The 25161-nt window shown below is 28.0% G+C and carries 29 protein-coding genes and 2 tRNA genes; 14 read left to right on the forward strand and 17 right to left on the reverse strand.

Features of this window, described 5'->3' with window-relative positions; genetic code table 11:
* Position 1: 1 nt before the first annotated feature.
* From LXN10_RS14870 to LXN10_RS14880, 3 genes are read left to right on the forward strand one after another with little or no spacing between them, the layout of a single operon-like run.
* Positions 2-193 (forward strand): hypothetical protein, encoded by a 192-nt coding sequence (locus tag LXN10_RS14870; protein WP_375723766.1) that lies wholly within the window; start codon positions 2-4, stop codon positions 191-193.
* On the forward strand, positions 193-447 hold the full coding sequence (locus LXN10_RS14875; RefSeq protein ID WP_013135460.1) for a DUF2116 family Zn-ribbon domain-containing protein: 255 nt from the start codon (positions 193-195) through the stop codon (positions 445-447). The genes LXN10_RS14870 and LXN10_RS14875 overlap by 1 nt, the downstream gene beginning before the upstream one ends.
* On the forward strand, positions 431-1741 hold the full coding sequence (locus LXN10_RS14880; RefSeq protein WP_375723767.1) for a response regulator: 1311 nt from the start codon (positions 431-433) through the stop codon (positions 1739-1741). The genes LXN10_RS14875 and LXN10_RS14880 overlap by 17 nt, the downstream gene beginning before the upstream one ends.
* A gap of 1 nt (position 1742) precedes the next feature.
* Here LXN10_RS14880 and lgt read toward each other — a convergent pair whose 3' ends face one another.
* The 4 genes from lgt to argF are packed head-to-tail and all read right to left on the reverse strand — an operon-like array spanning position 1743 to position 6139.
* The gene (gene lgt / locus LXN10_RS14885; RefSeq protein WP_375723768.1) at positions 1743-2555 is read right to left on the reverse strand and encodes a prolipoprotein diacylglyceryl transferase; all 813 of its coding nucleotides are present in this window, start codon (positions 2553-2555) and stop codon (positions 1743-1745) included.
* Positions 2555-3853, reverse strand: coding sequence for a (Fe-S)-binding protein (locus LXN10_RS14890; protein ID WP_375723769.1), 1299 nt, complete (start codon positions 3851-3853; stop codon positions 2555-2557). Before LXN10_RS14890 ends, lgt begins: the two co-directional genes overlap by 1 nt.
* A complete protein-coding gene (gene hemN / locus LXN10_RS14895) occupies positions 3853-5220 on the reverse strand; it encodes an oxygen-independent coproporphyrinogen III oxidase (RefSeq protein ID WP_375723770.1) in 1368 nt (455 codons plus the stop codon). Before hemN ends, LXN10_RS14890 begins: the two co-directional genes overlap by 1 nt.
* Positions 5213-6139, reverse strand: coding sequence for an ornithine carbamoyltransferase (gene argF / locus LXN10_RS14900; protein WP_375723771.1), 927 nt, complete (start codon positions 6137-6139; stop codon positions 5213-5215). Before argF ends, hemN begins: the two co-directional genes overlap by 8 nt.
* A 202-nt stretch (positions 6140-6341) precedes the next feature.
* Between argF and LXN10_RS14905 the strand changes: the two genes are divergently transcribed.
* From LXN10_RS14905 to LXN10_RS14915, 3 genes are read left to right on the forward strand one after another with little or no spacing between them, the layout of a single operon-like run.
* The gene (locus LXN10_RS14905) at positions 6342-8456 is read left to right on the forward strand and encodes a ribonucleoside triphosphate reductase (protein ID WP_375723772.1); all 2115 of its coding nucleotides are present in this window, start codon (positions 6342-6344) and stop codon (positions 8454-8456) included.
* Entirely contained in the window at positions 8434-8598 is a 165-nt protein-coding gene (gene nrdD, locus LXN10_RS14910) for an anaerobic ribonucleoside-triphosphate reductase (RefSeq protein WP_375723773.1), read from the forward strand. The genes LXN10_RS14905 and nrdD overlap by 23 nt, the downstream gene beginning before the upstream one ends.
* The gene (locus LXN10_RS14915; RefSeq protein WP_375723774.1) at positions 8576-9253 is read left to right on the forward strand and encodes an anaerobic ribonucleoside-triphosphate reductase activating protein; all 678 of its coding nucleotides are present in this window, start codon (positions 8576-8578) and stop codon (positions 9251-9253) included. Before nrdD ends, LXN10_RS14915 begins: the two co-directional genes overlap by 23 nt.
* Here LXN10_RS14915 and LXN10_RS14920 read toward each other — a convergent pair.
* The 3 genes from LXN10_RS14920 to hemB are packed head-to-tail and all read right to left on the reverse strand — an operon-like array spanning position 9230 to position 12105.
* Positions 9230-9910 carry a response regulator transcription factor gene (locus LXN10_RS14920; RefSeq protein ID WP_375723775.1) on the reverse strand — a complete coding sequence of 227 codons (681 nt, stop codon included), beginning with the start codon at positions 9908-9910 and terminating at the stop codon, positions 9230-9232. The genes LXN10_RS14915 and LXN10_RS14920 overlap by 24 nt on opposite strands.
* 7 nt (positions 9911-9917) lie before the next feature.
* Entirely contained in the window at positions 9918-11129 is a 1212-nt protein-coding gene (locus LXN10_RS14925; protein WP_375723776.1) for a PAS domain-containing sensor histidine kinase, read from the reverse strand.
* A gap of 1 nt (position 11130) precedes the next feature.
* Entirely contained in the window at positions 11131-12105 is a 975-nt protein-coding gene (hemB, locus tag LXN10_RS14930; protein WP_375723777.1) for a porphobilinogen synthase, read from the reverse strand.
* A gap of 60 nt (positions 12106-12165) precedes the next feature.
* Here hemB and ribA point away from each other — a divergent pair, with 60 nt between their 5' ends.
* The 7 genes from ribA to LXN10_RS14965 are packed head-to-tail and all read left to right on the forward strand — an operon-like array spanning position 12166 to position 16209.
* Entirely contained in the window at positions 12166-12729 is a 564-nt protein-coding gene (gene ribA, locus LXN10_RS14935) for a GTP cyclohydrolase II (RefSeq protein WP_375723778.1), read from the forward strand.
* Positions 12729-13313, forward strand: coding sequence for a 16S rRNA (guanine(527)-N(7))-methyltransferase RsmG (gene rsmG, locus LXN10_RS14940; RefSeq protein WP_375723779.1), 585 nt, complete (start codon positions 12729-12731; stop codon positions 13311-13313). The genes ribA and rsmG overlap by 1 nt, the downstream gene beginning before the upstream one ends.
* Positions 13313-13534, forward strand: a complete 222-nt coding sequence (locus LXN10_RS14945; RefSeq protein WP_375723780.1) for a PP0621 family protein — start codon at positions 13313-13315, stop codon at positions 13532-13534. The genes rsmG and LXN10_RS14945 overlap by 1 nt, the downstream gene beginning before the upstream one ends.
* Positions 13531-13902 (forward strand): hypothetical protein, encoded by a 372-nt coding sequence (locus LXN10_RS14950; protein ID WP_375723781.1) that lies wholly within the window; start codon positions 13531-13533, stop codon positions 13900-13902. The genes LXN10_RS14945 and LXN10_RS14950 overlap by 4 nt, the downstream gene beginning before the upstream one ends.
* A gap of 2 nt (positions 13903-13904) precedes the next feature.
* Positions 13905-14051, forward strand: coding sequence for a hypothetical protein (locus LXN10_RS14955; RefSeq protein WP_013135477.1), 147 nt, complete (start codon positions 13905-13907; stop codon positions 14049-14051).
* Positions 14044-16059, forward strand: a complete 2016-nt coding sequence (glyS, locus tag LXN10_RS14960) for a glycine--tRNA ligase subunit beta (protein WP_375723782.1) — start codon at positions 14044-14046, stop codon at positions 16057-16059. Before LXN10_RS14955 ends, glyS begins: the two co-directional genes overlap by 8 nt.
* A gap of 9 nt (positions 16060-16068) precedes the next feature.
* Positions 16069-16209: an entericidin EcnAB gene (locus tag LXN10_RS14965; RefSeq protein WP_375723783.1), complete on the forward strand. Its 141-nt coding sequence runs from the start codon at positions 16069-16071 to the stop codon at positions 16207-16209.
* Positions 16210-16233: 24 nt separating this feature from the next.
* On the opposite strand, the gene LXN10_RS14970 is transcribed toward LXN10_RS14965, so the two are convergent.
* The 6 genes from LXN10_RS14970 to LXN10_RS14995 form a co-directional block, all read right to left on the reverse strand.
* Positions 16234-16515 carry a hypothetical protein gene (locus LXN10_RS14970; protein WP_375723784.1) on the reverse strand — a complete coding sequence of 94 codons (282 nt, stop codon included), beginning with the start codon at positions 16513-16515 and terminating at the stop codon, positions 16234-16236.
* 132 nt (positions 16516-16647) lie between these two features.
* Positions 16648-16893 carry a ComEA family DNA-binding protein gene (locus LXN10_RS14975; protein WP_375723785.1) on the reverse strand — a complete coding sequence of 82 codons (246 nt, stop codon included), beginning with the start codon at positions 16891-16893 and terminating at the stop codon, positions 16648-16650.
* Positions 16894-16989: 96 nt separating this feature from the next.
* On the reverse strand, positions 16990-17490 hold the full coding sequence (locus LXN10_RS14980) for a nucleoside 2-deoxyribosyltransferase (RefSeq protein WP_375723786.1): 501 nt from the start codon (positions 17488-17490) through the stop codon (positions 16990-16992).
* Between the two features lie 26 nt (positions 17491-17516).
* Complete coding sequence (locus LXN10_RS14985) at positions 17517-18416, reverse strand: uroporphyrinogen-III synthase (protein ID WP_375723787.1); 900 nt, start codon at positions 18414-18416, stop codon at positions 17517-17519.
* 84 nt (positions 18417-18500) lie between these two features.
* Positions 18501-18577: transfer RNA gene (locus LXN10_RS14990), tRNA-Met, on the reverse strand.
* Positions 18578-18589: 12 nt separating this feature from the next.
* Positions 18590-18664 (reverse strand) — tRNA-Gln (locus LXN10_RS14995).
* Between the two features lie 119 nt (positions 18665-18783).
* Here LXN10_RS14995 and LXN10_RS15000 point away from each other — a divergent pair.
* Positions 18784-19815, forward strand: coding sequence for a bifunctional 3,4-dihydroxy-2-butanone 4-phosphate synthase/GTP cyclohydrolase II (locus LXN10_RS15000; RefSeq protein WP_375723788.1), 1032 nt, complete (start codon positions 18784-18786; stop codon positions 19813-19815).
* Positions 19816-19834: 19 nt separating this feature from the next.
* On the opposite strand, the gene LXN10_RS15005 is transcribed toward LXN10_RS15000, so the two are convergent.
* The 4 genes from LXN10_RS15005 to LXN10_RS15020 form a co-directional block, all read right to left on the reverse strand.
* Entirely contained in the window at positions 19835-20323 is a 489-nt protein-coding gene (locus tag LXN10_RS15005; protein WP_129099271.1) for a hypothetical protein, read from the reverse strand.
* 70 nt (positions 20324-20393) lie between these two features.
* A complete protein-coding gene (gene pckA / locus LXN10_RS15010; protein ID WP_375723789.1) occupies positions 20394-21971 on the reverse strand; it encodes a phosphoenolpyruvate carboxykinase (ATP) in 1578 nt (525 codons plus the stop codon).
* A 21-nt stretch (positions 21972-21992) separates the two neighbouring features.
* On the reverse strand, positions 21993-23315 hold the full coding sequence (locus tag LXN10_RS15015; RefSeq protein ID WP_129099273.1) for a sodium ion-translocating decarboxylase subunit beta: 1323 nt from the start codon (positions 23313-23315) through the stop codon (positions 21993-21995).
* 21 nt (positions 23316-23336) lie between these two features.
* Entirely contained in the window at positions 23337-25157 is a 1821-nt protein-coding gene (locus tag LXN10_RS15020; RefSeq protein ID WP_375723790.1) for a biotin/lipoyl-containing protein, read from the reverse strand.
* Positions 25158-25161 lie beyond the last annotated feature (4 nt).

Below are 25161 nucleotides of genomic sequence, written 5' to 3' on the forward strand. Positions count from 1 at the left end.
AATGGAAGAACTAATTTTGACAAAAGAAGAATTAGTCGAAATGTTTGAAAATCATATTCTTGAGGACACTCAAAAAGGTTGGTTATTAGATAAAAAAGTAGTAGAAATTATTGCTTTACATGAAGTTGAACCTAAATATCTACAAGATATTACAAATGCAAAATATTATAAAATAATCCCGAAAGGTAATTAATGTCACACTGTCCGTTCTGTAAAAAAAAGATTGCTATGAGCAAAGCATTTTGTTCAAGAAGTTGTAAAGAAAATTATTTTCAACTAATAGCAATACAAGTTCCAAAACCATTCTTAAAAAGAATATTTGTGTTTTGTGATCCTGAACAAAGAGAAGCAGAAATAGAAAACTTCGCTGATAGACATGGTTGGCGATTAGATTTATTAAAGAATAAAATTGATGAATTAGCAGTAGAGCATGGATTCACCAACTGACCAAACTGATCTAAAAAATTCAATAATTAATAAATCAACAATTCTTTATGCAGAAGATGAAAATATTCTCAGAGAAGAAGTTTCTAACATACTACAAGGTTTTTTCCAAAAAGTTTTTATTGCATTAAATGGTGAAGAAGCCTTAGATATCTATGAAAAAAATAAAAAAGAAATAGATATCTTACTCACTGATATAAATATGCCAAAGATGAACGGGATAGAACTAATTTCACAAATAAGGCAAAAGGATAGGAATCTTCCCATTCTTATTTGTACTGCATTTAATGAACCTCTAATATTAATAAAAGCTATTAAACTAGGGGTTAATGACTATATAATTAAACCAATACAAATGATTACTACACTAAAAGTTTGTGATAAAATTCTCACAATTAGAAAAAATGAACTTCTAATTGAGAAACAACTAAAAGAATTAGAAGATTTAAAATCTATTTTAGAAGATGAAAATTTTATAATAGAAACTAATTTAGAACACAAAATCACTCATGTAAATTCTCTTATATGTAAAGCATCAGGATATAAAAAAGAAGAACTAATAGGACAAAGTAATAGTATTTTAAAACATCCAGATACTTCAAATACTTTCGCAGATAATTTATGGAAAACTATTAATTCAGGAGAAAAATGGCAAGGTAAGATAAAAAATCTAGCGAAAGATGGCAGTACATTTTATACAAAAACTACTATTATTCCTATATTTAATGAAAATGGAGATATTACAAAGTTTTTATCAACAGGTACTTTAATTACATCAGAAGAAGAGGAAAAACAAAGTCTAAAGAGACTAATACTTCAACATAAAGGTGAAAAACTAAAATATGAAAGTAATATTCAACAAAAAATTAATGAAGAAATAAATAATGCTCTTGCAAACTCTAGTAATCAAAGAAATGAACAAAACAAAAAGTTAATTCAACTTGTAAATGATTTAGATGAAGAGATTAAAAGATTAAGAAATAAAAACATTGATAATAATTCACGAGTTTTTACATCTGAAAAGAAACTTAAAGATACAATGACAAGATTTGATAATATGCAAATTGCCTATCAGGAAAAGATTTCAGGAATGAATATCACAATACAAACCTTGGCTAAAAAGTTTGAAGATTTAGTTAAAAAGACTAAATTAACAGTTGATAAACTAAATAAATCTCAAGATTCAATAGCTATTTTACAAGGTTATATAGATGACTATAGAAAAAAAATAGCTGACCTTGAAGATGTTATTGCAAGTTATGAAAAAGAGTTACAAGAACTTAAAGCTAGCAAATAATCTAAGATACTCTTTTTTTCATAATAAATAAAATAAAAAATGCTACAATTAATATACAAAATGATTGTAGCATACCCATTGTCAGCCACCCATCATATATAAAGCCTAATTGAACATCTGGTTGTCTAAAAAACTCAGCAGTTATTCTAGCAAGTGAATAGCACAATGCATAAATAATAGCTAATTGTCCATCAAATTTTTTTCTATTTCTAAAATATACTAATATTAAGAATATAACTAATCCCTCAAGGAATGCTTCATATATTTGAGAAGGATGTCTTAAAACACCATCTACATATATTCCCCAAGGTAGGTCTGTAACTCTTCCTACCAGCTCTTGATTAAAGAAGTTCCCAAATCTACCAAATATATATCCAAAACTAATTCCTAAAACTGCAATATCAGTTATAAACCAAAAAGATACTTTGTTTTTTTTGCAAAATAATAAAGAAGCAATTAAAAAACCAATAAATGCACCATGATAACTCATTCCTGAAATTCCAATATATGTTCCATCAACAAAAGGATTAAATATTTGCCAAGGATGAGTTAAATAATACTTTGTATGTGTATCATAAAATAAGACATATCCTATTCTAGCACCTAAAATAACACCAATTTCAGCCCACCAAATATAAGAATCAAAAATTTCTTGTTTGATATTTATTTTGTCATAATTTATAAACCATTTAGCAACATAAATTGCACTCAAAAGTGCAAAGGCATACATGATTCCATACCAGTGAACGGAAACAGGACCTAAATGAAAGGCTATTGGGTTAAACTGAGAATATATATTTTGCCAAAACTCCATTAATCTAATGCCTCAGCTATTAATTCAATTGGATTTTTAAATACCACATCCACATCTGCTTGATATAAAGAGTTTGTAATTTGCATTCTACATGCACTACATTCTGCACTTACAACTTGTGCTTTAGTCTCTTTTATCATTGCAGCTTTTGGTGCACCTGCTGCTTTTGCGAAGTCATATTTTTCAGTTTGCATAGTAACTCCTCCAAAACCACAACATCTATTTGAATCGCTCATTTCTGTTAAAACATAATTTTGTTTTAATAAGTCTCTTGGCTCTTTCCAAACATTTTGCATCTTTTTAGCATGACATGGATCATGATAAGTTACCACATCATCAATTTTTTTACCAGAACTTGCTAATACTTCTTTTAGTTTAGTATTATTTTCAAGCCATTTTGTAGCCATAAATACTTTTTTAGATAATTTTATAGCCCTTGCTTTCCACTCTGGTTGATTATGTAAATAGTGTTCCCAATCTTGATTAATCATAGCACTACAGGTAGCTTCAGGAATAATTATGGCATCAACATCATCAATCCATGTTTCAAAATACTCTATATTTTTTTTAACTAAATAATCAACAGTATCAAAGTCACCTGTAAAATATGCAGGGGCTCCACAACACAATTGTTTTTTAGGAATAAAAATATCTATTTCTAATTTCTTTAAAATATCAACTAAACTATCACCAATATTTGTATAACTATAATTACCCATACAACCAATAAAAATAGCAACTCTATTTTTTTTACTACTATCTTTGTTTTCCACATTAGAAGGAATATTTTCTGGATATTTATTTAAAAATGTTCTCTTGTCTGCATATGGTAGGGCTCTATCTTTTTTTACAATTGGTAAAGAAAATCTAGGAACAGCAGAACTGCTTTTCTCTTCAATTTTTATTGCACAGGTTTGAAACATCCAACCAAGCTTAGACATAAAGTCCATAATTTTTCTATGTCTTAATAAAAAGAAAAAAGCTCTTTTATACCATGCTATTCCATATTTTTTAGCAATATCAGAACGAACTTGTTCAATAATCATATCTGTTGGTAAGTCATTTGGACAAACTTCCACACAGTTTGTACATAAAAAACAACTTTCAAAAATATCTTTTGCATTTTTATCTAATTCTAATTCATTTCTCTCATATGCACCTAATAAATCAATAAATCCTCTTGGAGAGGTTGCTTCATCTTGATTTATATTAAATATTGTACATACAGGTTTACATTTTCCACATTTAACGCAATCATCGCTAATGCTTGTATAATCAAATTTATTAATTGTTTTCATTATATAGTTTTACTAAACCTTCTTTTACTTTCTGGAATTTTTTTCAAATATGCATCAAAAGGCATACAAATGTTTCTTATAAGCATTGTACCTGTTGGATTTACTTTTATAAACTCTTTATCTAATGTCATTAGTTCAGCTTCTATAAACTCATCTAAGGCATCTACATCTTCTTTGAAGTATTCAAAAAAATCAATATGAAACTTCTCTTCAACTCTTTTAATATTTAAAGAAAAATTACTCATAAGTTCCATTATTACAAATTGTCTTAATTGATCATCTGCACTTAATTTATAACCTTTAAATGTAGGTAATTTACCACTATCTAAAGCCTCTTCATATTGTTTTAAATCTTTGTAATTTTGTGCATAATAATTAACTCCATCACCAATTGAAGTAACACCAATACCTATTAAATCAGCGCCACCTTTTGTTGTATATCCTTGGAAGTTTCTATGCAATTCTCTTTTTTCAATTGCTTTAAAAAGTTCATCATTTTCTTTTGCAAAGTGATCCATCCCAACCATTTTATAACCATTACTTGTAAAAAAGTCAATTGTATCTTTTAAAATAAGTAATTTCTCACTAGGTGGTGCAAAAGTTGTTTCATCAAACTTTCTCATAGTTTTCATAAGCCAAGGAACATGAGCATAATTAAATACTGCAAATCTATCAGCGTCTAATTCTAATATTTTATGAAGTGTTTCGTTAAATGTTTCTCTATTTTGATGTGGTAAACCATATATCAAATCAATATTTATAGACTTGATTCCAGCTTCTCTTGCAATATTCACAACATTTTGAGTTGTTTCGTATGGTTGGATTCTATGAATAGTTTTTTGAACTTCTTCATCTAAATCTTGAACCCCAAAACTTAATCTATTGAATCCACCTTTTTTTAGAACATCCATATGCTCTTTTGTAAAATATCTAGGATCCACTTCACATGAAATTTCAGCATCGCTACTAAAGTTTGGAAAACTTCTTTTTATCATAAAAATTACTTCATCTAATTGTTCAGGTGAAAAATAAGTTGGAGTTCCTCCACCAAAGTGCATTTGAGTCACTTTTCTTGAAGTATCAACATATTTTTCAAGTATTTTTAGCTCTTTTTGTACATACTCTAAATATCTTACTTTTTTATCTTCTTTAGATGTAAAAATTACATTACATCCGCAAAAATAACAGGCGCTTCTACAAAATGGAAGATGAAGATATAATGATAGATTTCGTGAAGAGTCTTGCTTTGCAAAAATATCTATTAAATCATCTTGTGAAAATTCTTCTGTAAACTCAGGAGCTGTTGGATATGAAGTATATCTAGGCCCTGGTTTTGAGTATTTTTCAAATTTTTTAAAATCAATCATTTCTTTTACCATCTAACCAAACCATAACACCTTTTTGTGCATGCAGTCTGTTTTCAGCTTCTTCAAATACTTTACTTTGAGGTCCTTCAAATACCTCTTCAGATACTTCGTACTCTCTATAAGCTGGTAAACAATGTAAGAAAATAGCATCACTAGTTGCATAAGACATAAGTTTTGTATCTACTATATATCCTGTAAAATCTTTTACTCTTTTTTCTTTTTCATCTTCTTGTCCCATAGATACCCAAGTATCAGTTGTAACAACGCTTGAACCCTTTATAGCTTCAATTGGATCATTTCCAATTATTATTTTAGCACCTGATTCTTTTGCAAAGTCTAAAGCTCTATCTAAAATTTCTTGTTTTACTTCATAACCTTTTGGAGTGGCAATTCTAAGTTCAAAACCAAGTTTTGCTGCTAGCATAAGCCATGAATGAGCTAGATTATTTCCATCTCCAACATATGCAGCAACTAAATCTTTGTCTTTACCTTCTTCCATAATTGTCATATAATCAGCCATAAGTTGTACTGGATGAAAATCATCAGTTAATCCATTTATAACAGGTACTTTTGAATATTTTGTAAACTCTTCAAGTTTTGAGTGTTCAAAAGTTCTAATCATTACCATATCAACCATTCTTGAAATAACTCTTGAAGTATCACTCATTGGTTCACCTCGTCCTAATTGTATATCATTTGATGATAAAAATAGTCCTACTCCACCTAATTGATAAATACCAGTTTCAAAAGATACTCTTGTTCTTGTTGAACTTTTTTCAAAAATCATTCCAAGCACTTGTTTAGGTAAATACTCTTTAAAGTTTCTTTGTTTTGTTTCAGCTTTTATTTGCTTTGCTAGTTCTAGAATTTCTAATAATTCTTCTTTACTAAAATCTGCAATTGTTAAGAAATGTCTCATTCTAATCCCTTGTTTTTATAAAAGCAAATATTATATTAGAATTGGCTTTATTTTAAACTTAATTATTAATCTAGTTTACTTAAAAAATATAAATAAATATCTTTTGAAAAGACCTTAATAATGACACTTTAGTGACTTTTTAAGTAATTACAAATTAAGACAATATTACTTAAACTTTGCTTATTAGATTGAAGGGATAAAAATGGAAAAATATATATTCAAAAGGGATAAAGAAAAAGAAGAATACCAATCTTATAAAATAAAAGATGCAATTAAAAAAGCATTTAAAAGTGAACAAGTACCATATGATGAAAGAGTATTTTTTAATGTTGTTAATAAATTAGGATTAATTGAAGAATTATTTGTAGAAGATATTCAAGATATTATAGAAAAAGAGCTTTATAATTTTAAGTATTTTGAGGTAATGAAATCATTTATGGTCTATAGACATACTCACAAACTACAAAGGGAACATGTCTTAGGATTAAGTGAAGATACGACTTTTATAAACTCGACGCAAACTGTTGAAGAGTATATTTTAAAAAGTGATTGGAGAGTAAATGCTAACTCAAATACTGGTTATTCACATGCGGGTCTTATAAATAATAGTGCAGGAAAAATAATTGCAAATTATTGGTTGGATAAAATATATTCTAAAAAAGAAGGTTATGCCCATAGAAATGCTGATTATCATATACATGATTTGGATTGTTTAAGTGGATATTGTGCAGGATGGAGTTTAAGGATTTTACTTGATGAGGGATTTAATAAGGTGAGAGGAAGAGTAGAAAGTAGTGCTCCAAATCATTTTAGAGAAGCTTTAGGACAAATGGCAAACTTCTTGGGAATACTACAAAGTGAATGGGCAGGAGCTCAAGCCTTTAGTAGCTTTGATACTTATTTAGCTCCTTATGTATTTAAAGATAATTTAGAATATAAAGAGATAAAAAAAGCTGTTAGAAGTTTTATTTATAATCTAAATGTTCCAGCGCGTTGGGGACAAAGTCCTTTTACTAATATTACTATTGATTGGACTGTTCCAAATGATTTAAAAGATCAAATTCCAACACGAAATCAAAAACACCTTTTTAAAGACTTTGAAGATGAGATTCTTCTAAAAAAACTAAGAATAAAAGGATATAACTCATTTGAAGAGTTAACATATAAAGATTTTCAAAATGAGATGAACCTTATAAATAAAGCTTATTATGAAATAATGACAGAAGGTGATAAAACAGGTCAGCCTTTTACTTTTCCTATTCCTACAGTTAATATCACAGAAGATTTTGATTGGTATGGAGAAAATACAGATTTATTATTTGAAAATACAGCGAAAATCGGAAGTTCATATTTCCAAAACTTTATTGGTAGTCAATATGCAAAAGATGAAAATGGAAATTTAATTCCAAATGAAAAAGCCTATAAACCAGGTCATGTTAGAAGTATGTGTTGTAGATTACAACTTGACTTAAGAGAACTTCTTAAAAGAGGAGGGGGATTATTTGGAAGTGCTGAAATGACAGGAAGCATTGGTGTAGTTACGATCAATATGGCTAGACTTGGATATTTGTATAAAGGTGATATAAATAGTTTACTTAAAAAACTAGAAGAGCTTATGGATTTAGCAAAATCAACACTAGAGAAAAAAAGAGTCTTTATTCAAGATATGTATGAAAGAGGTCTTTTCCCATATACAAAAAGATATCTAAAAGGATTTAATAATCATTTTTCGACCATTGGAGTAAATGGAATGAATGAGATGCTTAAAAACTATTTTTCTAATGAAGTTGACATGGCTTCAAACATTGGAAATGATTTTTGCATAGAATTATTAGATTTTATGAGAGATAAAATGCTTCAATATCAAGAGGAAACTGGTAATTTATATAATTTGGAAGCAACACCAGCTGAGGGTACAACTTATAGATTTGCCAAAGAAGATAAAAAAAGATTTAAAGATATTATTCAAGCTGGATTTGATAAAAATATCTACTATACAAACTCTTCTCAACTTCCAGCAAACTATACAGATGATCCATTTGAAGCATTAACTCTACAAGATGAACTTCAGTGTAAATATACAGGTGGGACAGTTTTACACTTATATATGAATGAAAGAATTTCATCAATAGAGTCTTGTAGAAAATTTGTAAAAAATGTAATTACGAACTTTAGACTTCCTTATATAACCGTAACGCCACTATTTTCTATTTGTGAGAAACATGGATATCTAAATGGAGAGCACGAGTTTTGCCCAAAATGTGATGAAGAAATTTTAAAACAGGAGATAAAAGATGAATTATCAAGAATTGCTTAAAAAAAATAGTGAAAAAAGAACAAAATGTATAGTTTATACTAGAGTTATGGGTTACCACAGACCAGTTGAAAGCTTCAATATAGGTAAAAAAGGTGAACATAAAGAAAGAATCAAATTTGTTGAATCAAAAAATTGTTTATGATTTTACAAAATTTACAACTACAGATTACATAGGATATTTATCTTGTGTAATCTGGTTTAAAGGGTGTAATATGAGATGTCAATATTGTTATAATGATGATATTGTATTTTCTAAAAATGGTAATTACTCTTTAAATGATATTTTAACTTTTTTGAAAAATAGAGTAGGGATGCTTGATGCTGTAGTATTATCAGGAGGGGAAGCAAGCCTTTATGATTTGACTACTATTTGTAAAAAAATTAAAGAGTTGGGATTTAAAATAAAACTAGATACCAATGGCACAAATCTCATTTTAATAAAAGAGCTTATAAACGATAAACTAATAGATTATATGGCAATAGATTTTAAAGCACCAAAATATAAATATAAAACGATAACAGGTGTAAATAGATATACTCAAGTTATTAATACAATAAAATATCTGATAGATATTAATTTTAATTTTGAACTTAGAACTACAGTTAATTCAAGCTTATTAGATGAAAAAGATATAAATAGTATGATAAATATAATTAGCACTTTGGGATATAAAAACATATATTATTTACAAAACTTTTTACAAACTACTTCAAATATTGGAAATATTCAAAAACAAAGAGATATAAATAAAGAAGAACTTATACAAAATAGTTTAACTATTCAATGGAGAAATTAAATATCCTTGTCCTAAAACATTTTCAATAATATCTTTAGACATTTTTAATCTTAGTCTTTTTATAAAAGTTCTAAGGCGCTCATCACTTACTTCTTCTTCCCAAAGTGTAGATTTGATTTCTTCACTACTTACAAGAATATTTTGATGTTTAATTAATAAATACAAAAAATCTTTTTCTCGTTTTGTAATATTTACAATTTTCCCATTTTCATACAAAGTCATAGTATTATTATCAAAGGTAAAATTCTCTTTTAATGATACTCTTTTCTGTTTATTTATCTTAGGTGCTATTTTTTTAATATGATTTATAAGGTCTTCTGGGTCGAAGGGTTTAATAAAATATTTATTTATTCCTATATCAATGGCTTTTAATAACTTTTCTTTATCAGAATGGGCACTTAAGATGATAATAGGAGTTAATTCATCAAACTCTTTTATCTTTTGCGTCATCTCCAATCCATCACAAAGGGGCATCATAATATCAGTTATTACTATATCTGGTTTAAATGATTTGAATTTTTTTAGACCTTCTTTACCATCTTTAGCAATAATAACAGAGAAAAAATAATCATTAATAGCATCTTTTAAAAGTTGTGCTAATCTTTTTTCATCTTCAACTATTAATATTTTTAAATTTTTCAATAAAAATTTTTCCATATTTTTCCTAATTATTCAAGGGGATAATAATTGTAAAAGTAGAACCATTTTTACAATTACTGTGAATAAGTTCACCTTCTAAACTTTTTTCGATAATCATCTTAGACATAAACAATCCCAATCCTGTACCTTGACTTTTGTGTTTTGTTGTAAAATAAGGATCAAATATTTTATCTAAGTTATCTTTACTAATTCCTCCAGCATTATCTTTTATTTCTAGTTTTGCATATATTTTATCTGAAATTTTTTCTTCACTTAATTTTATTTCTATAATTTTATTTTTTATATTATTAAGTATAAAGGCATCTTTTGAGTTTTGAATTAGGTTTATAATTACTTGTGTAAGTTCATTTAATATACCTACAACTTGGTAGTTTAATGGAACATCAATATTTAAAGTTATATCTTCTATTGCTTTTTTTAAAATTAAAACAGCTTCATCAACTGCTTTTTTTATCTCAAAGCTTTTTTTATCTTTTTGTGGATTAAAAAAGTTTGAAAAATCATCTATTGTCGAAGACATACTAGATATTAAATTTTTACTTTCAATATATAGTTCATCTAACTTTTCTTTTTCATTTGTATTAAAAAACTTTTTCATATTAAAAAGTGTTAGATTAAGCTCTGTTAGAGGTTGTCTCCATTGGTGAGCAATATTTCCTAGCATTTGACCTAAACTGGCCATTCTTGATTGTAAAAATAGAAGCTTTTGTTTCTCTTCATTTTTTTTAATCTCTTCTGTAACCCTATGTTCTAAGGTTTTATTTAGTTCTTTTAACTCTTTTGTTTTAGAAAAAATTCTATTTTCCAAATCTTTATTTAATTCTTCTAACTCTTTTTCTTTTTTTTCTAACTTTTTCTTTAATTCAACTTCTTCTGTTACATCATATCTTATTGCAATAAATTCTTTTATTTCATCATTTTCATCTAAAATAGGAGTAATAGTTGTATTTAAGTAAACAGTCTGTCCATCTTTAGTAAGATTTTTAACTGTTGCTTTATAGGGTTTTTTATTTAAAATAGTATCCCAAAGGAGGGTAAAGTTACTCTTTGGGATATCAGGATGCCTTACAATATTATGATTAGCACCGATTAGTTCTTCATATTTATATCCAGAAATTTTGCAAAACTCATCATTAACAAAAGTTATTATTCCATTAATATCAGTTTTTGATACTATATTTGAATTTTCTATTGCCTCTTGATAAGTTTGGCTCATTTTATTTTCTATTTAAAAGCTCACAAGCCTCTTTTGCATGATATGAAATAATTATATCAGCCCCAGCTCTTTTAAAAGAGACTAAAGTCTCCATTACTGTTCTTTCATAATCGATTAATCCAGCAATTCCTGCATTTTTAAGTAAAGCATATTCACCACTTACATTATAAACAGCCAATGGCAGATTTGAGCTATTTCTAACATCTCTTACAATATCTAAATAAGCAAGTGCAGGTTTTACCATAAGTATATCAGCACCTTGATTTTCATCTTGAATTGATTCTTCAATAGCTTCTCTTCTATTTGCTGGATTCATTTGATAAGATCTTCTATCACCAAAAGATGGAGTTGAATCAGCAACATCTCTAAATGGTCCATAATAAGCACTTGCAAATTTAGTAGAATATGCCATGATGGGTAAGTCTGTAAAACCATTTTCATCTAAAGCAGTTCTTAAAGTCTCAATAATACCATCCATCATTCCGCTAGGTGCAATCATATCAACACCAGCACGAGCATGAACAAGTGCTTGTTGGGCAGATATTTCTAAGGTTTTATCATTATCAACTGTTTGAGTTTTTGGATCAAGTATTCCACAATGTCCATGATCTGTATATTCACAAAAACATAAATCTGTAGTTACAAACATAGTAGGAAACTTTTCTTTTACAGCTCTTATTGTTCTTGCAATTATACTTTCATCGCATAAACATTCACTTCCTACAGAGTCTTTAACATCTGGAATACCAAATAAAATAATTGAATTTAAACCTATAGTTTGAATATATTCACACTCTTTTAAAATCTCATCAATACTCATTTGAAAAACACCTGGCATAGATGCAACTTCAGTTTTAATACCATTTCCCTCTACTACAAATAATGGATATATAAAATCATTTGGGCTTAGGTTTGTTTCTTGCACTAGTGCTCTTAAATTTTCATTAATTCTTAATCTTCTTAATCTTTTAAACATTCTATTTACCTCTTTTAGATATAATCTGCACCATTTTAACAGTTTAAGGTTTAAAAAGATATGAATATAGAAGAATCAAATATTGCAAACTTACCAACAACACATGGTAATTTTCAAATACAATCTTTTAAAGAACATCACAAAGAACATTTAGTAATTTTTTCAAAGAATTTAAGTGATGTTGTAAATGTAAGAGTACATTCAGAATGCTTGACAGGAGATGCAATTGGCTCATTAAAGTGTGATTGCCAAGCTCAATTAAATTTCTCATTAGATTATATAAATAAAAATACTGGTATGGTTATATACCTAAGACAAGAAGGAAGAAACATAGGTTTATTAAATAAAGTAAATGCTTATGCTTTACAAGATAAAGGATTTAATACAATCGAAGCAAATCATCAATTAGGTTTTCAAGCTGATGAAAGAACTTATGAGATTGTGGAATATATTCTAAATAAATTTAATATTAAAAAAATAAATCTAATAACAAACAATCCTCACAAAATAGAGAGTCTAGCTAATATTGAGATTATTAAAAGAATTCCTGTAGTTGTAGGTGCAAATGAGAATAACAAAGGCTATTTAAAAGTCAAAAAAGAAGAAATGGGGCATTTACTATAGTGAAATTAAATAATTTAGAAGAGTTAAATTTAGAAGAAGATTTTTTACCAAAATGTGAAGAGTTTAAAAAAACTTTGCAGCATTGGGGTAAAGTACATAATCTTTCTGCTGAATTAGAAGATGAGAAAATAGAAAAAAACATTTATGATTCTATTTATGTTTTAAAGTTTATAAAAGAGTATAAAACTGTTGCAGATATAGGGACAGGTGCTGGTTATCCTGGACTTATTTTGGCAATGGCAAGACCTAAGATTAAATTTTATTTAATAGAACCCAGAGCAAAAAGAGTCGCTTTTTTAAATTTTATTAAAAACTCACTAAAACTTAATAATGTAGAAATATTATGTAATAGAGTAGAGTATGTAAAAGATATTAAAGTTGATTTAATTACTTCACGGGCAGTTACTAATACTTCTTTATTATTAGATTTAACAAAAGATATTTCAAATGAAACAACATCTTATTTATTTTATAAAGGCAGTATGCTTGAATCAGAACTTGAAGAAGCAAAAATATATAACTATGAAATAATCAAAAAAGATGAAAAAAGAAATTATTTGTATATAAAAAAAGGAAGTAAATAATGGTATTTAAAGCATTAGCAGTACTTGCTGTTTTATTTATTGTTTATATTCTGTTTTTTAAAAAAAGAAGAGAAAGTGAAATCGGCAATAAGAAGACAAAAAGAGAAGAAAGTATAACAGATATAATGGAAGAGTGTCCCACTTGCAAAACTTATATCTCAAAAAAAGAAGCAATATTGAGTAATGGAAAATACTTTTGTTCAAAGGAGTGTTTACAATGATAATACTAGGTGATGATTTAGTTCCATTTGAAGAGACTTCATTTATAAAAGAGATTGAAAATATAAAAAATACAAAAGCAAATTCTACTATTTTATTTGATTTTAATGAAAACTTTCTAAAATACTCTTATGAAAATAACTTATTTGTAGGTGTTATTGTTCATACACTAAAAGAAGCACTTTACGCAAATGCTTTGCATGCTAAATATATAATATGTGATAAACCTTTAGATAAAACTATTCAAGATGTTGCAGAAAATTATATGTTTGACTCTAAAATATTAACAATAATTGAAGCTAGTGATGAACTTGAAATAGTAGCCATAGATAAAATCGATGGTGCAATATATAAAAACTTATTAGGATAAACATGAAAGATATACTTGATATAATCGTTATAATAGCTTTTGTAATAATAGTTTTTGGATTTATTAGAGGTTTTAACAAACAACAAATTGCAAAACATACAAAAAAATTAGAAGAAATCGAGAAAAGGGAAAAAGAGAAAAATGAATAAACCATTATTAATTGAAATAGGTGTTGAAGAACTACCTGCTATACCATTTTTAAAAGAGTTACCAAATATTGAAAAGAAATGGAATGATATTTTAGAGAAATTTAAACTATCATCTGATTTTGACTTTTTTTATACTCCAAGAAGATTAGTTCTTTGGCATAGAGAATTTAATTTAACTCAAGAAGATACAACTGTTGAACAATATGGAGCTCCCGTTGCAATTGCATATAAAGATGGAAAACCAACAGGTGCAGCAATTGGTTTTGCAAAAAAATGTGGAATAGAAGTAGAAGATTTAAAGACGATTAATAATGGAAAAGATGATGTTTTATACTTTAAAAAAGATGAAAAAGGAAAAGCTTCAAAAGATTTATTAAATGATATGATAAATGAATTCATAAATGCACTTGATTTTGGAAAATCAATGAGATGGGCTAGTAGAACCGATAGTTTTATTAGACCTATACGAAGTCTAATTATGATGCTAGGAGAAGAAATAGTTGAAGGTGAACTTTATGGTGTAAAAAGTTCAAATAAATCATTTGCTCATAGAATGGTGTCTTATGAACCATTTAGTTTTGATTTTGCAGGAGATTACTTTTGTAAGTTAGATAAAAATGGAGTAATTTTATATCCAGAAGATAGAAAAAAGATTATTTTAGATCAAATGAAAGATATAGAATCACAAAACAATTTAAAAATAGATATAGATCCTGAACTATTAGAAGAAATTGTTGCAATAACAGAATACCCAACAGCTCTATTAGGTAGTTTTGATAAAGAGTTCTTAGAATTACCAGAAGAAGTAATTGTAACCTCAATGAAAGAACACCAAAGATACTTTGCAGTTTACAAAGATGGAAACTTAACAAATAATTTTATAGTTGTATCAAACTCTAATACAGAAGATTTCTCTTTTATAGTTGCTGGAAATGAGAAAGTGTTAAGACCAAGATTATCAGATGCAATGTTTTTTTACAAAAATGATTTAAATAATGGATTATCAAATGAAGGTCTAAAAAATCTAGTTTTCGTAGATGGATTAGGTTCTATGTATGAAAAATCTGAAAGAGAAGTAAAAATAGCTTCATATTTAGCCCAAATATTTAATGTAAAAGAAAAAGAGTTATTAAGTAAAGCTGTAATGCTTTCAAAAGCTGATTTAATGTCTGAAATGGTTTATGAGTTTACTGAATTACAGGGACTTATGGGATATTACTATGCAAAAGCTGCAGGTGAAGATGAGCTAGTTTTTACAGCAATAAGAGAACAATATTTACCTGATGGTGAAGACTCAGATTTACCATCAAACAAATTCTCAGCAATAGTTGCACTATCATACAAGCTTGATAATCTTATGGGACTTTTTAGCGTTGGTAAGATTCCAACTGGTTCAAAAGATCCATTTGGACTAAGACGAGCAGCAGCTGGTATTGTAAAAATTGCTATGGAACACAAAGTTGAAGTAAATCTATCAAATATAATTGATAATTTATTAGATACTTATAGTGGATTAAAAAAAGAAAAACTAATTGAATTTTTCAATGAAAGATTATTTAAAATATTCGAAGTAAATCCATCTGTAATAAAAGCAGTACTTGGAAGTGGGGAAGGGGATATTTATAAAATTTCTCAAAAGATTTGTGCTCTTAATCCAATAGTATTAAGCGATGACTTTAAAGAATCATCAACGACCTTTAAAAGAGTAGCAAATATCATTAAAGATATTGATGTAAATAGTTTATTAAGTGTTGATGAATCTTTATTTGAACAAGAAGAAGAAAAAGATTTATATTCAACTTATACTCTGTTAATAAATAAAAAATATAATACTTATGAAGAAGAACTAGATGCACTATTTTCTTTAAAGCCAAAATTAGATAAATTTTTTGATAATGTTTTTGTAAATCATGAAAATGAAAATATAAAAATAAATAGAAAAAATCTAATAGGACTTGTTTATCAAGCATTTAGAAATATTGCAGATATTAAAGAAATTACAATTTAAGGATTACAAATGAAAAAGTTTTTAGCTCTTATCACATTGGTAACATTTATTACTGTATTAAGTGGATGTGCTACATGGAATGGTGTTAAAAAAGACACTTCTGACGCTTATGATGCGACAAAAGAAGCTATTCATGATGCAACAAAGTAATTAGTTTACTTTGTTGTTTTACTATTAAAAGTATGGTAAGTAAATTTTATAGTCTTTATTTATTTTAAATAAAATATTTAAAGACATTTTTTGAAGTAGAGTAAATCTTTTATATAAAACAATATATTTATTTGGTAAAAAATCAAACTTGATATTATTTTTTGTTAAAGTGTAAGTTATTTTTATTAATTCTCTTTTAGCTGATTCATATTCATTATCATAATCAAATTTTAAAACCTTATTTTCATTGTCAAATTCATAGTAAGCTAAGTTAAGTGAATCGATTTGTGTTTTTATATCTTTCATGTTATTACTTTATTTAAATTTGTTATTATATTATTTTATTATCCATTAGTTAACAGAAGATTAACAAACTAATCTTTTTTTAAGAAAGTATGAGTGATTTTTGTAAAATAGAGTGAAATTCACTCTATTTTATTATTTACAAGCAGAAAATGAGATTTTACCTTCATTTTTTTCTAAAAGTTTTTTTCCTATGCCTTTTACATTTAAAAGGTCATCTTTATTTTTAAAACACTTATGTTCAGTTCTGTAGTGAACGATTGCTTCAGCTTTTTTAGCTCCAATTCCATTTAGTGTTTTTAATTCCTCAACAGAAGCTTTATTCATGTCAATTGCAAATAAAGCCAAACAAAACAGCACTAGTACCAAAATAATTTTCATTTATTCTCCTTAATTTAAATAATATATTATTATAAAATTTAAATTAATTTATGCTTTAATAATAATTATTATGAAACTATTAAGAATAAAATATACTTATTTATTATTTATAAACTTTAAAACATCTTCAAAATTTCCAGATATAATCTGTTTAACACTACAGGCAATCATTAAATTTATAGAATAATCAAAATCTTCAATAATCATATTGTCATTATCAACATATACATTATTAAGAAGTTGCTTTTCCTCATCTTTAAAGCTATCTAAATAACTTTGATTATTTTCCATATAGCCATAAACTTCTTTTCCTAAGGCTTTTGCATAACCACACTCCCAAATTGTGCCAGAATCAGCCTCTTTACCACGAAATTGATTCAAGTTTGCAATAACTATATCTGATTTATGTATTAATTCAACATTTGCTTTATAAATATCTTGTGCTATTTTTTGTTTATTTTGATTAAAATCAACAACATTATCTAAGGGATATAATCCTTCATATCCATATTTTTTGCAAAGAGCAGAGTAGGTTTGACCTATTTGTATAGAATCTTGTTTAAAAACATCAAATCCAGCAATATATATTTTTTTCATATTATTTAGTCCTATTTTGTTATATTTTATAAAAGTATTGCTTTTTTTATACAAGAACTTAATGAAGTCTTTTCTGAAAGTATTGGTTTTACATTAGATGGAAAATATTTTAAAGTTGTTTCTCCAATTGATATTGCTTTAAAGCTATGATGCCATTTAAATGTTTTAAAAAAGTACTCTACGGTAGAAGGTGATGAAAATATTATTTTTGAATTTTTAGGTAAAACTTCTTTTATCAAAGGCTCTACATAATTGTTTTCATAAAGAATTACTTCTTCTGATAAGATACCATTTTTATTTAAATCACTACTTATATTTGATGTAATTTTATTGCCTCTTACATATAAAACTTTTTTATTTTTTAATTTACATATTAATTCATTTGTAAATTCACAAGTATTACTTTTATTTGCGATCAAACTAATATGACCACCTAACTCTTTTACTTTTTTTGCACTTTCTTTACCAATAACATAACAAGGAATATCTTTCCAATCACTATTAACTTTATTAATACCTATAACACCATTTTGTGAGCTAAATACTAAAGCATCAAATTTTGTAAGATCTATATCTTTTTTTAGGTACTTTATTTCAAATAATGGAATATTTTTTGCCCATTTTCTTTTTTGATTATTTAATAAAAAGATATTTGCTTTTGAATTATTGTAATCTTCTATTTTATTTTTAATTCTTTTTACTATTCTATCAAAAATAGAAAATCTTTTATTTATTGCAATCAAACTATTATTTTCAAGGACATCAAATCTTATATTATTTTTTGAAAGAACATAAGTAATTTTAAAAAACTCTTTTTTTACATTTTCATTAGTGTAATCTACATCATTTATAAATAGATTCTTTTTATAATCATAATCAAAATAAATAAGATTAAGTGTTGGAATAATTTGTTCAATTTTTTTCATTATAAATACTCTTTTTTATTTTATTAGATGATAATACATATTAATTAATAAAGAGTTAATAAGGGGAACTTTTAAGTAGAAAATTGGTTGCGGAAGCAGGATTTGAACCTACGACCTTCGGGTTATGAGCCCGACGAGCTACCGGACTGCTCTATTCCGCGGCAATAAAATTTTGGATGGGGTAGCAGGATTCGAACCTGCGAATATCGGCACCAAAAGCCGAGGCCTTACCGCTTGGCGATACCCCAATTTTTTGAGATGGGAATTATAGTAAATTTTTAGATTTTTGTCAAGATAATTAATATTTATTTTTATATATTTTGATATAATCACTTTATATATAAAAAACAATTAAAAGAGATTTAAAATGTCAGCAATTAAAAGAGTACAAGAAGCTATTGAAGAGATAAGAAAAGGTAACATGGTAATCATGTTAGATGATGAAGATAGAGAAAATGAAGGTGATTTAGTTTATGCAGCAGCATTATCTACTCCACAAAAAGTAAATTTTATGGCAAGTCATGCGAAAGGTCTTGTTTGCGTATCTATTACTAAAAATACAGCAAATAGATTAGAACTAAATCCAATGGTTGCAGCAAATACTTCATCTTATGAAACTGCTTTTACAGTTTCAGTTGATGCAGCAAGTGCAAGTACTGGTATTAGTGCAGGTGAGAGAGATGATACTATTAAAATATTAGCAAATCCAGTAAGTAATACAAAAGAATTAGTAAAACCTGGACATATTTTTCCTCTAATTGCAAAAGATGGGGGAGTTCTTGTTAGAACAGGTCACACAGAAGGTTCTATAGATTTATGTAAACTAGCAGGGTTTAATGGTGAAGCTGTTATTTGTGAGATTATGAAAGATGATGGAACAATGGCAAGAAGAGATGATTTAGATATTTTTGCTCAAAAACATAATCTAAAACAAATCTATATCTCTGATCTAGTAGAGTATAGATTATCACATGAAATATTAGTAGAAGAAGTTTCTTCCGCAAATATAAACTTTTTTGGAAAAGAAGTTATAAAAAAAGAATTCAAGGATCATTTAAATAATGTACATACTGCAATTATATTTGGAGATTTTGAAGATACAACACATGTTAAATTTCATTCAGTAATTCCAGATATTCAACTATTTTTAAATGATGATAAATTGAATTCTATGATTAAAACAATAAATTTCCTACAAGCAAAGAATGGTATTTTAATTTTTCTTAATGAATTTATGAATCATCCAGAATCAAAAAAAGATTATGGAATAGGTGCTCAAATACTTAACTTGTTTGATATCAAAAATATAAAACTACTAACAAGTGGTGGGAAGCACTCATTTGTAGGTCTAACAGGCTTTGGTTTAGAAATTGTTGAAGAGATTCAAATAGAGGGCTAAAAAGTTGTAGTAGGGAGACTTATTTTATCCCTGCTACTGTTTTAACCACTTCAAGTGATTTTTTTATCTTTATAATATCTTCACTTAATTCTTTTTCATTTTCTTTATAATATGTAGAAGATTCAATTATATTTATCTTATTTTCAAGTTTTAATATAGAACTAGCTCTTGTATCTTCATCTTCAATATTCATATAACTTAATGGATTTTGGCTAGAAAGTTTTTTTAACCTAAATAAAAAAAGATACTCATTATCAGGCGTCTCTTCAAAAAAACTACAAATTTCATTATAAACTTCCTCTTTTGATGAATCAAATTTATTATATATTACATTTACATAATCATTTAAAAAAATTTCATAATTCTCATAATCAATAAAAAAATCTTTTAAAGAGATACTTTCTATATCTTTATTATTAAACTTCTCATCAATCATATGAACAGCACATAAGTATGCCACTTTAGAACATTTTCTCTCAATATCTTTTAAAATACTTTTAAATTCCATTATTTTATCCTTAAATAAAAAAAGGGAGATGATAAAGTCATCTCCCTTTTTTAATAAAAATTACAAATTTTTATAATTGTGGACCAGCTGCTGTAAAATCATAATCACTTTCTAATGTTAAATACTTTTTGAAATTTTTAACATACATTCCTGCAAGTTTTTTTGACATTTCATCATAAGCTTCTGTATCTTCCCAAGTATGTCTAGGATTTAATACTCTTGTTTCAACACCATCAAGTGTTTTTGGAACAGCTAAATTAAATACTGGAAGTGTTTCAAAATCACTTTCAGTTATAGAACCATCTAAAATAGCATTTATACAAGCTCTTGTATTTTTAATACTCATTCTTGTACCAATACCATAAGGACCACCAGTCCATCCTGTATTTACTAAATAAACATTTACTTTATGTTCATCAATTTTTTTACCTAAAAGTGCCGCATAAATAGTTGGATTTAAAGGTAAAAATGCTTCACCAAAACATGAACTAAAAGTAGCAACTGGTTCTGTAATACCTCTTTCTGTTCCTGCAACTTTTGCAGTATATCCACTTAAGAAATAGTACATTGCCTGTTGTTTAGTAAGTTTTGCAACTGGAGGTAAAACACCGAATGCATCAGCACATAAGAAAATAATATTTTTAGGATGACCACCCTTCATATCAGGTGTATGGTTTTCAATATGACTTAAAGGGTAAGAAACTCTTGTATTTTCAGTTTTACTTCCATCAGTAAAATCTACAACACCATTTTCATCAGCTACAACATTTTCTAATATTGCACCTTTTTTAATAGCTCCATATATTTCTGGCTCATGTTCTGCAGATAAGTTAATAACCTTAGCATAACAACCACCTTCGAAATTGAAAACTCCATTATCATCCCAACCATGTTCATCATCACCAATTAAAGCTCTTTTAGGATCAGTTGACAATGTTGTTTTTCCAGTACCAGAAAGTCCAAAGAATAAAGCTGTATCACCATCTTCACCAATATTTGCAGAACAATGCATTGGCAATTTTCCTTCTAAAGGAAGCCAATAGTTCATCATAGAGAAAAGACCTTTTTTCATCTCACCAGCGTACCAAGTACCACCAATAATTGCAATATTTTCCTCTACATTAAAAACCACAAAAACTTCAGAATGAAGTTCATGACTCACATATGATTTATCTATTGTTTTACAAGCATTGTATACTGTAAATTGAGGAGAGAATTCAGCTAAGTCTGATTCATCAGGCATTATAAACATATTTTGTATAAAATTTGCTTGCCAAGCTATTTCTGTAATAAATCTAGCTGATCTTCTTGAATCAATAGAAGCACCACAAAATACATCAGTAACAAATAAATCTTTATTGCTTAACTGTTTTTTTGCAGTTAATAATAAATCATCGTAAACATCTTTTGTTACAGCACTATTTATATCACCCCAAGCTATATATTTGTTTGAAGGATCTTGATTTACAAAAAATTTATCTTTTGGACTTCTACCAGTAAAAATACCAGTATCAATCATTAAAGCGCCAGTTGAAGATATTTGCGCACCTTCATTTTTTACTGCATGATTAATTAATAAATCTACATCACTGTTTCTATATACAGTTTGAACGTTTTCTAAACCTAATTGGCTTCTAATATCAGACATTATTCTTTTTTTCCTAATAATTTAAAATATTGATAATAATACACCCGCCGCTACTGCAGAACCAATAACACCGGCAACATTTGGACCCATCGCATGCATCAATAACACATTTGATCTGTCATATTCCTGACCAACTTTACTAACAACTCTCGCTGCCATTGGTACAGCACTAACACCTGCTGCTCCAATTAATGGATTAATTTGATTATCTTCAGAACTAAACTTATTCATAAGTTTAGCCATAAGTACACCAGCTGCAGTACCCGCAGAAAATGCTAATAATCCAATAACCATAATCCCTAATGTATCTAACACTAGAAATTTATCCGCTGCTAATTTTGAACCAACTCCTAAACCTAAGAAGATAGTTACAATATTAATTAAAGAATTTTGCATTGTATCGGAAAGTCGCTCAACAACTCCTGATTGTTTTAAGAAATTTCCAAATGCAAATGCTCCTATTAGAGGAGTTGATTCTGGAAGTACTAAAACAGCGAGCATTAAAATCAAAATAGGTAAAAAAAGTTTTTCCAATTTATGTACTTTTCTTAGTTTTGGCATTTTAATTCTTCTCTCAGCATCAGTTGTAAGAGCTTTCATAATTGGAGGTTGAATAACTGGAACTAATGCCATATAAGAATATGCGGCAACAGCAATTGCCCCTAACATCTCAGGAGCAAGTCTATTTGCAATAAAAATTGATGTGGGACCATCAGCTCCACCAATAATAGAAATAGCAGATGCAGTTTGTAAGTCAAATCCTATCATAACTGCACCAACAAGTGATCCAAAAATACCAAATTGTGCGGCACCACCAAGTAGGGCAGCTTTTGGATTAGCTAAAAGTGGTGAGAAGTCTGTCATTGCTCCAACACCCATAAAAATCAATAGTGGGAAAAATTCATTTGCTATTCCCATATTATAAATAATTCCTAACATCCCATGTTCACCACCCATGTGGGCCAAAGGAATATTCGCTAATAATCCACCAAAAGCAATAGGAAGAAGTAATAAAGGTTCAAACCCTTTTGCAATTGCTAGATAAAATAGTACAAAACAAATGATAAACATTATAATTCTACCAAATGATTGTTCAAAAAATGTCATGGGTCTTTCATGAGCAGAATTTGGCTCTGAAGTCATAACATCATCACTTGGATTAATTAAAGCATTAATACCTGTAGTATTAAAAAAAGAAACTACTAGTTGCCCAATAGTTTTAGAGTGATACTCTTTAGTTTTTGTTTGAGTTTCTGTCCCACTTTGGGTATCAGAAGCAAATGCATTTATGCTAAATATACACATAAGTGAAATTAACAAAGAAGCGATTAATTTTTTATTCATAAATTTTCTCCAATTTGTTTATTAACCAATAATGGCAATAACTTGACCTTCTTCAACAGCTTCACTTTGACTTACTAAGAAAGATTTTATTGTACCATCAACTGGTGCTTCAACATCAATTTCCATTTTCATAGCTTCTAAAATCGCAACAACTTCACCTTTTGCAACTTTATCACCTACATTTTTAGTTATCTTCCATACATTACCACTAACAGTTGCCCCAACTTCTACACCATCACCACTTGATACTGGCGCTGCAGCAGCTTGAGTTGTTGTTGTATTTTGAACAGGTGTTACTTGAATATCTGCATTTCCTTCTGCAACAGTTACATTAAATTTTTGTCCATCTACTACTACAGTATAGTTTCCAGTTGAATTACCCATAACTTTATTTTCTCCTAATTTACAATCTTTATCATCTTCACATATATCTAAACTATTTTTTCTAACACTTAAAGGACTATTTCCTTTTAAAAATGAAATTCCTTTTTCATCACAAGCAGCCGCTATAAAAATATTTTCTTCAGTAGTTTCAATATTTTCTTCAACAAGTCTATTTTCCCAATATTTCATAGTTTTCTTTTCATCTCTATCTGAAATATCTAATGGATTTTCTTTTGTTGGTTTTAATTTTAATTTTTCTGCTGCTAATGCTACAACCTCGGCATCTGGTTCAACAGGAGTTTTACCAAAGTATCCAAGTACCATTTTCCCATAACCAGGTGCTATTTGTTTCCATGGACCAAACATTACATTTGCATATGCTTGTTGCCAATAAAATTGAGAAACAGGAGTTACAGAAGTACCGTATCCACCTTTTTCAACAACTTCTCTCATAGCTTTTATAACTTCAGGAAATTTGTGTAAAGTACCATTATCTCTCATCATTTGAGTATTTGCAGTCAATGCACCACCTGGCATTGGTGAGAAAGGAATCAAAGGAGAAACTTGAGTAGCTTCTGGTGGCATAAAGTAATCTTTTAAACAATCATTTAAAACTTCTTCATATTTTAGAATTTTTTCTATTTCTAAACCACCAAGATCATAATTCATTCCTTTAACTGCATGCATCATAGTTAAAATATCAGGTTGGCTAGTACCACCTGAAACTGGATTTGCAGCTAAATCAATACCATCAGCACCAGCATCAAGTGCAGCTAAATAACAAGAAACACTAACCCCTGCTGTTTCATGAGTATGTAGTCTAATATGAGTATCTTCACCCACTAACTTTCTAGCCATTTTGATTGTATCAAAGATTTTTTGAGGAGAAGAAGTTCCTGAGGCATCTTTAAAACAAATAGAATCATAAGGAACACCACTATCTAATATTTTTCTTAATGTTTTTTCGTAAAAAGGAACATCATGTGCACCAACACATCCTGGAGGTAAATCCATAAGTGTTACAACAACCTCATGGTTTAAACCATATTTTTTAATACATTCTGCTGAGTATTCAAGATTTTGAACATCATTTAAAGCATCAAAGTTTCTAATCGTAGTTGTTCCATGTTTAGCAAACATTTTTGCATGTAAATCAATAAGATCTCTTGACCCTGTATCTAACATAACAGTATTAATTCCACGAGCTAGAGTTTGTAAGTTTGCATCGGGGCCAACTATTTCCCTAAATTTATCCATCATTTCAAATGCATTTTCTTGTAAATAGAAGAATAAAGATTGAAATCTTGCTCCTCCACCAAATTCAAAATGATTTATACCTGCCTCTTTTGCAGCTTCAACAGCTGGAAAAAAGTCATTCATTAAAACTCGCCCACCAAAAACTGATTGGAAACCATCCCTAAAAGTGGTATCCATTATATCAATATATTTTTTTGACATTAAA

This window comes from Arcobacter iocasae (assembly GCF_042214795.1).
GTDB classification, from domain to species: Bacteria; Campylobacterota; Campylobacteria; order Campylobacterales; family Arcobacteraceae; genus Arcobacter; species Arcobacter iocasae.

Bases quoted from the DNA above. Each gene is read 5' to 3' on its own strand.
- ribA (WP_375723778.1), top strand. From the start codon at position 12,166: ATGAATATAGAAGAATCAAATATTGCAAACTTACCAACAACACATGGT.
- LXN10_RS14880 (WP_375723767.1), top strand. From the start codon at position 431: ATGGATTCACCAACTGACCAAACTGATCTAAAAAATTCAATAATTAAT.
- LXN10_RS14955 (WP_013135477.1), top strand. From the start codon at position 13,905: ATGAAAGATATACTTGATATAATCGTTATAATAGCTTTTGTAATAATA.
- LXN10_RS15000 (WP_375723788.1), top strand. From the start codon at position 18,784: ATGTCAGCAATTAAAAGAGTACAAGAAGCTATTGAAGAGATAAGAAAA.
- LXN10_RS14945 (WP_375723780.1), top strand. From the start codon at position 13,313: ATGGTATTTAAAGCATTAGCAGTACTTGCTGTTTTATTTATTGTTTAT.
- glyS (WP_375723782.1), top strand. From the start codon at position 14,044: ATGAATAAACCATTATTAATTGAAATAGGTGTTGAAGAACTACCTGCT.
- LXN10_RS14905 (WP_375723772.1), top strand. From the start codon at position 6,342: ATGGAAAAATATATATTCAAAAGGGATAAAGAAAAAGAAGAATACCAA.
- hemN (WP_375723770.1), bottom strand. From the start codon at position 5,220: ATGATTGATTTTAAAAAATTTGAAAAATACTCAAAACCAGGGCCTAGA.
- LXN10_RS15020 (WP_375723790.1), bottom strand. From the start codon at position 25,157: ATGTCAAAAAAATATATTGATATAATGGATACCACTTTTAGGGATGGT.
- LXN10_RS14965 (WP_375723783.1), top strand. From the start codon at position 16,069: ATGAAAAAGTTTTTAGCTCTTATCACATTGGTAACATTTATTACTGTA.
- LXN10_RS14985 (WP_375723787.1), bottom strand. From the start codon at position 18,416: ATGAAAAAAATTGAACAAATTATTCCAACACTTAATCTTATTTATTTT.
- LXN10_RS15005 (WP_129099271.1), bottom strand. From the start codon at position 20,323: ATGGAATTTAAAAGTATTTTAAAAGATATTGAGAGAAAATGTTCTAAA.
- LXN10_RS14875 (WP_013135460.1), top strand. From the start codon at position 193: ATGTCACACTGTCCGTTCTGTAAAAAAAAGATTGCTATGAGCAAAGCA.
- lgt (WP_375723768.1), bottom strand. From the start codon at position 2,555: ATGGAGTTTTGGCAAAATATATATTCTCAGTTTAACCCAATAGCCTTT.
- LXN10_RS14975 (WP_375723785.1), bottom strand. From the start codon at position 16,893: ATGAAAATTATTTTGGTACTAGTGCTGTTTTGTTTGGCTTTATTTGCA.
- LXN10_RS14870 (WP_375723766.1), top strand. From the start codon at position 2: ATGGAAGAACTAATTTTGACAAAAGAAGAATTAGTCGAAATGTTTGAA.
- LXN10_RS14925 (WP_375723776.1), bottom strand. From the start codon at position 11,129: ATGAGCCAAACTTATCAAGAGGCAATAGAAAATTCAAATATAGTATCA.
- nrdD (WP_375723773.1), top strand. From the start codon at position 8,434: ATGAATTATCAAGAATTGCTTAAAAAAAATAGTGAAAAAAGAACAAAA.
- hemB (WP_375723777.1), bottom strand. From the start codon at position 12,105: ATGTTTAAAAGATTAAGAAGATTAAGAATTAATGAAAATTTAAGAGCA.
- LXN10_RS14920 (WP_375723775.1), bottom strand. From the start codon at position 9,910: ATGGAAAAATTTTTATTGAAAAATTTAAAAATATTAATAGTTGAAGAT.
- LXN10_RS14950 (WP_375723781.1), top strand. From the start codon at position 13,531: ATGATAATACTAGGTGATGATTTAGTTCCATTTGAAGAGACTTCATTT.
- LXN10_RS14980 (WP_375723786.1), bottom strand. From the start codon at position 17,490: ATGAAAAAAATATATATTGCTGGATTTGATGTTTTTAAACAAGATTCT.
- argF (WP_375723771.1), bottom strand. From the start codon at position 6,139: ATGAGACATTTCTTAACAATTGCAGATTTTAGTAAAGAAGAATTATTA.
- LXN10_RS14890 (WP_375723769.1), bottom strand. From the start codon at position 3,853: ATGAAAACAATTAATAAATTTGATTATACAAGCATTAGCGATGATTGC.
- pckA (WP_375723789.1), bottom strand. From the start codon at position 21,971: ATGTCTGATATTAGAAGCCAATTAGGTTTAGAAAACGTTCAAACTGTA.
- LXN10_RS15015 (WP_129099273.1), bottom strand. From the start codon at position 23,315: ATGAATAAAAAATTAATCGCTTCTTTGTTAATTTCACTTATGTGTATA.
- LXN10_RS14970 (WP_375723784.1), bottom strand. From the start codon at position 16,515: ATGAAAGATATAAAAACACAAATCGATTCACTTAACTTAGCTTACTAT.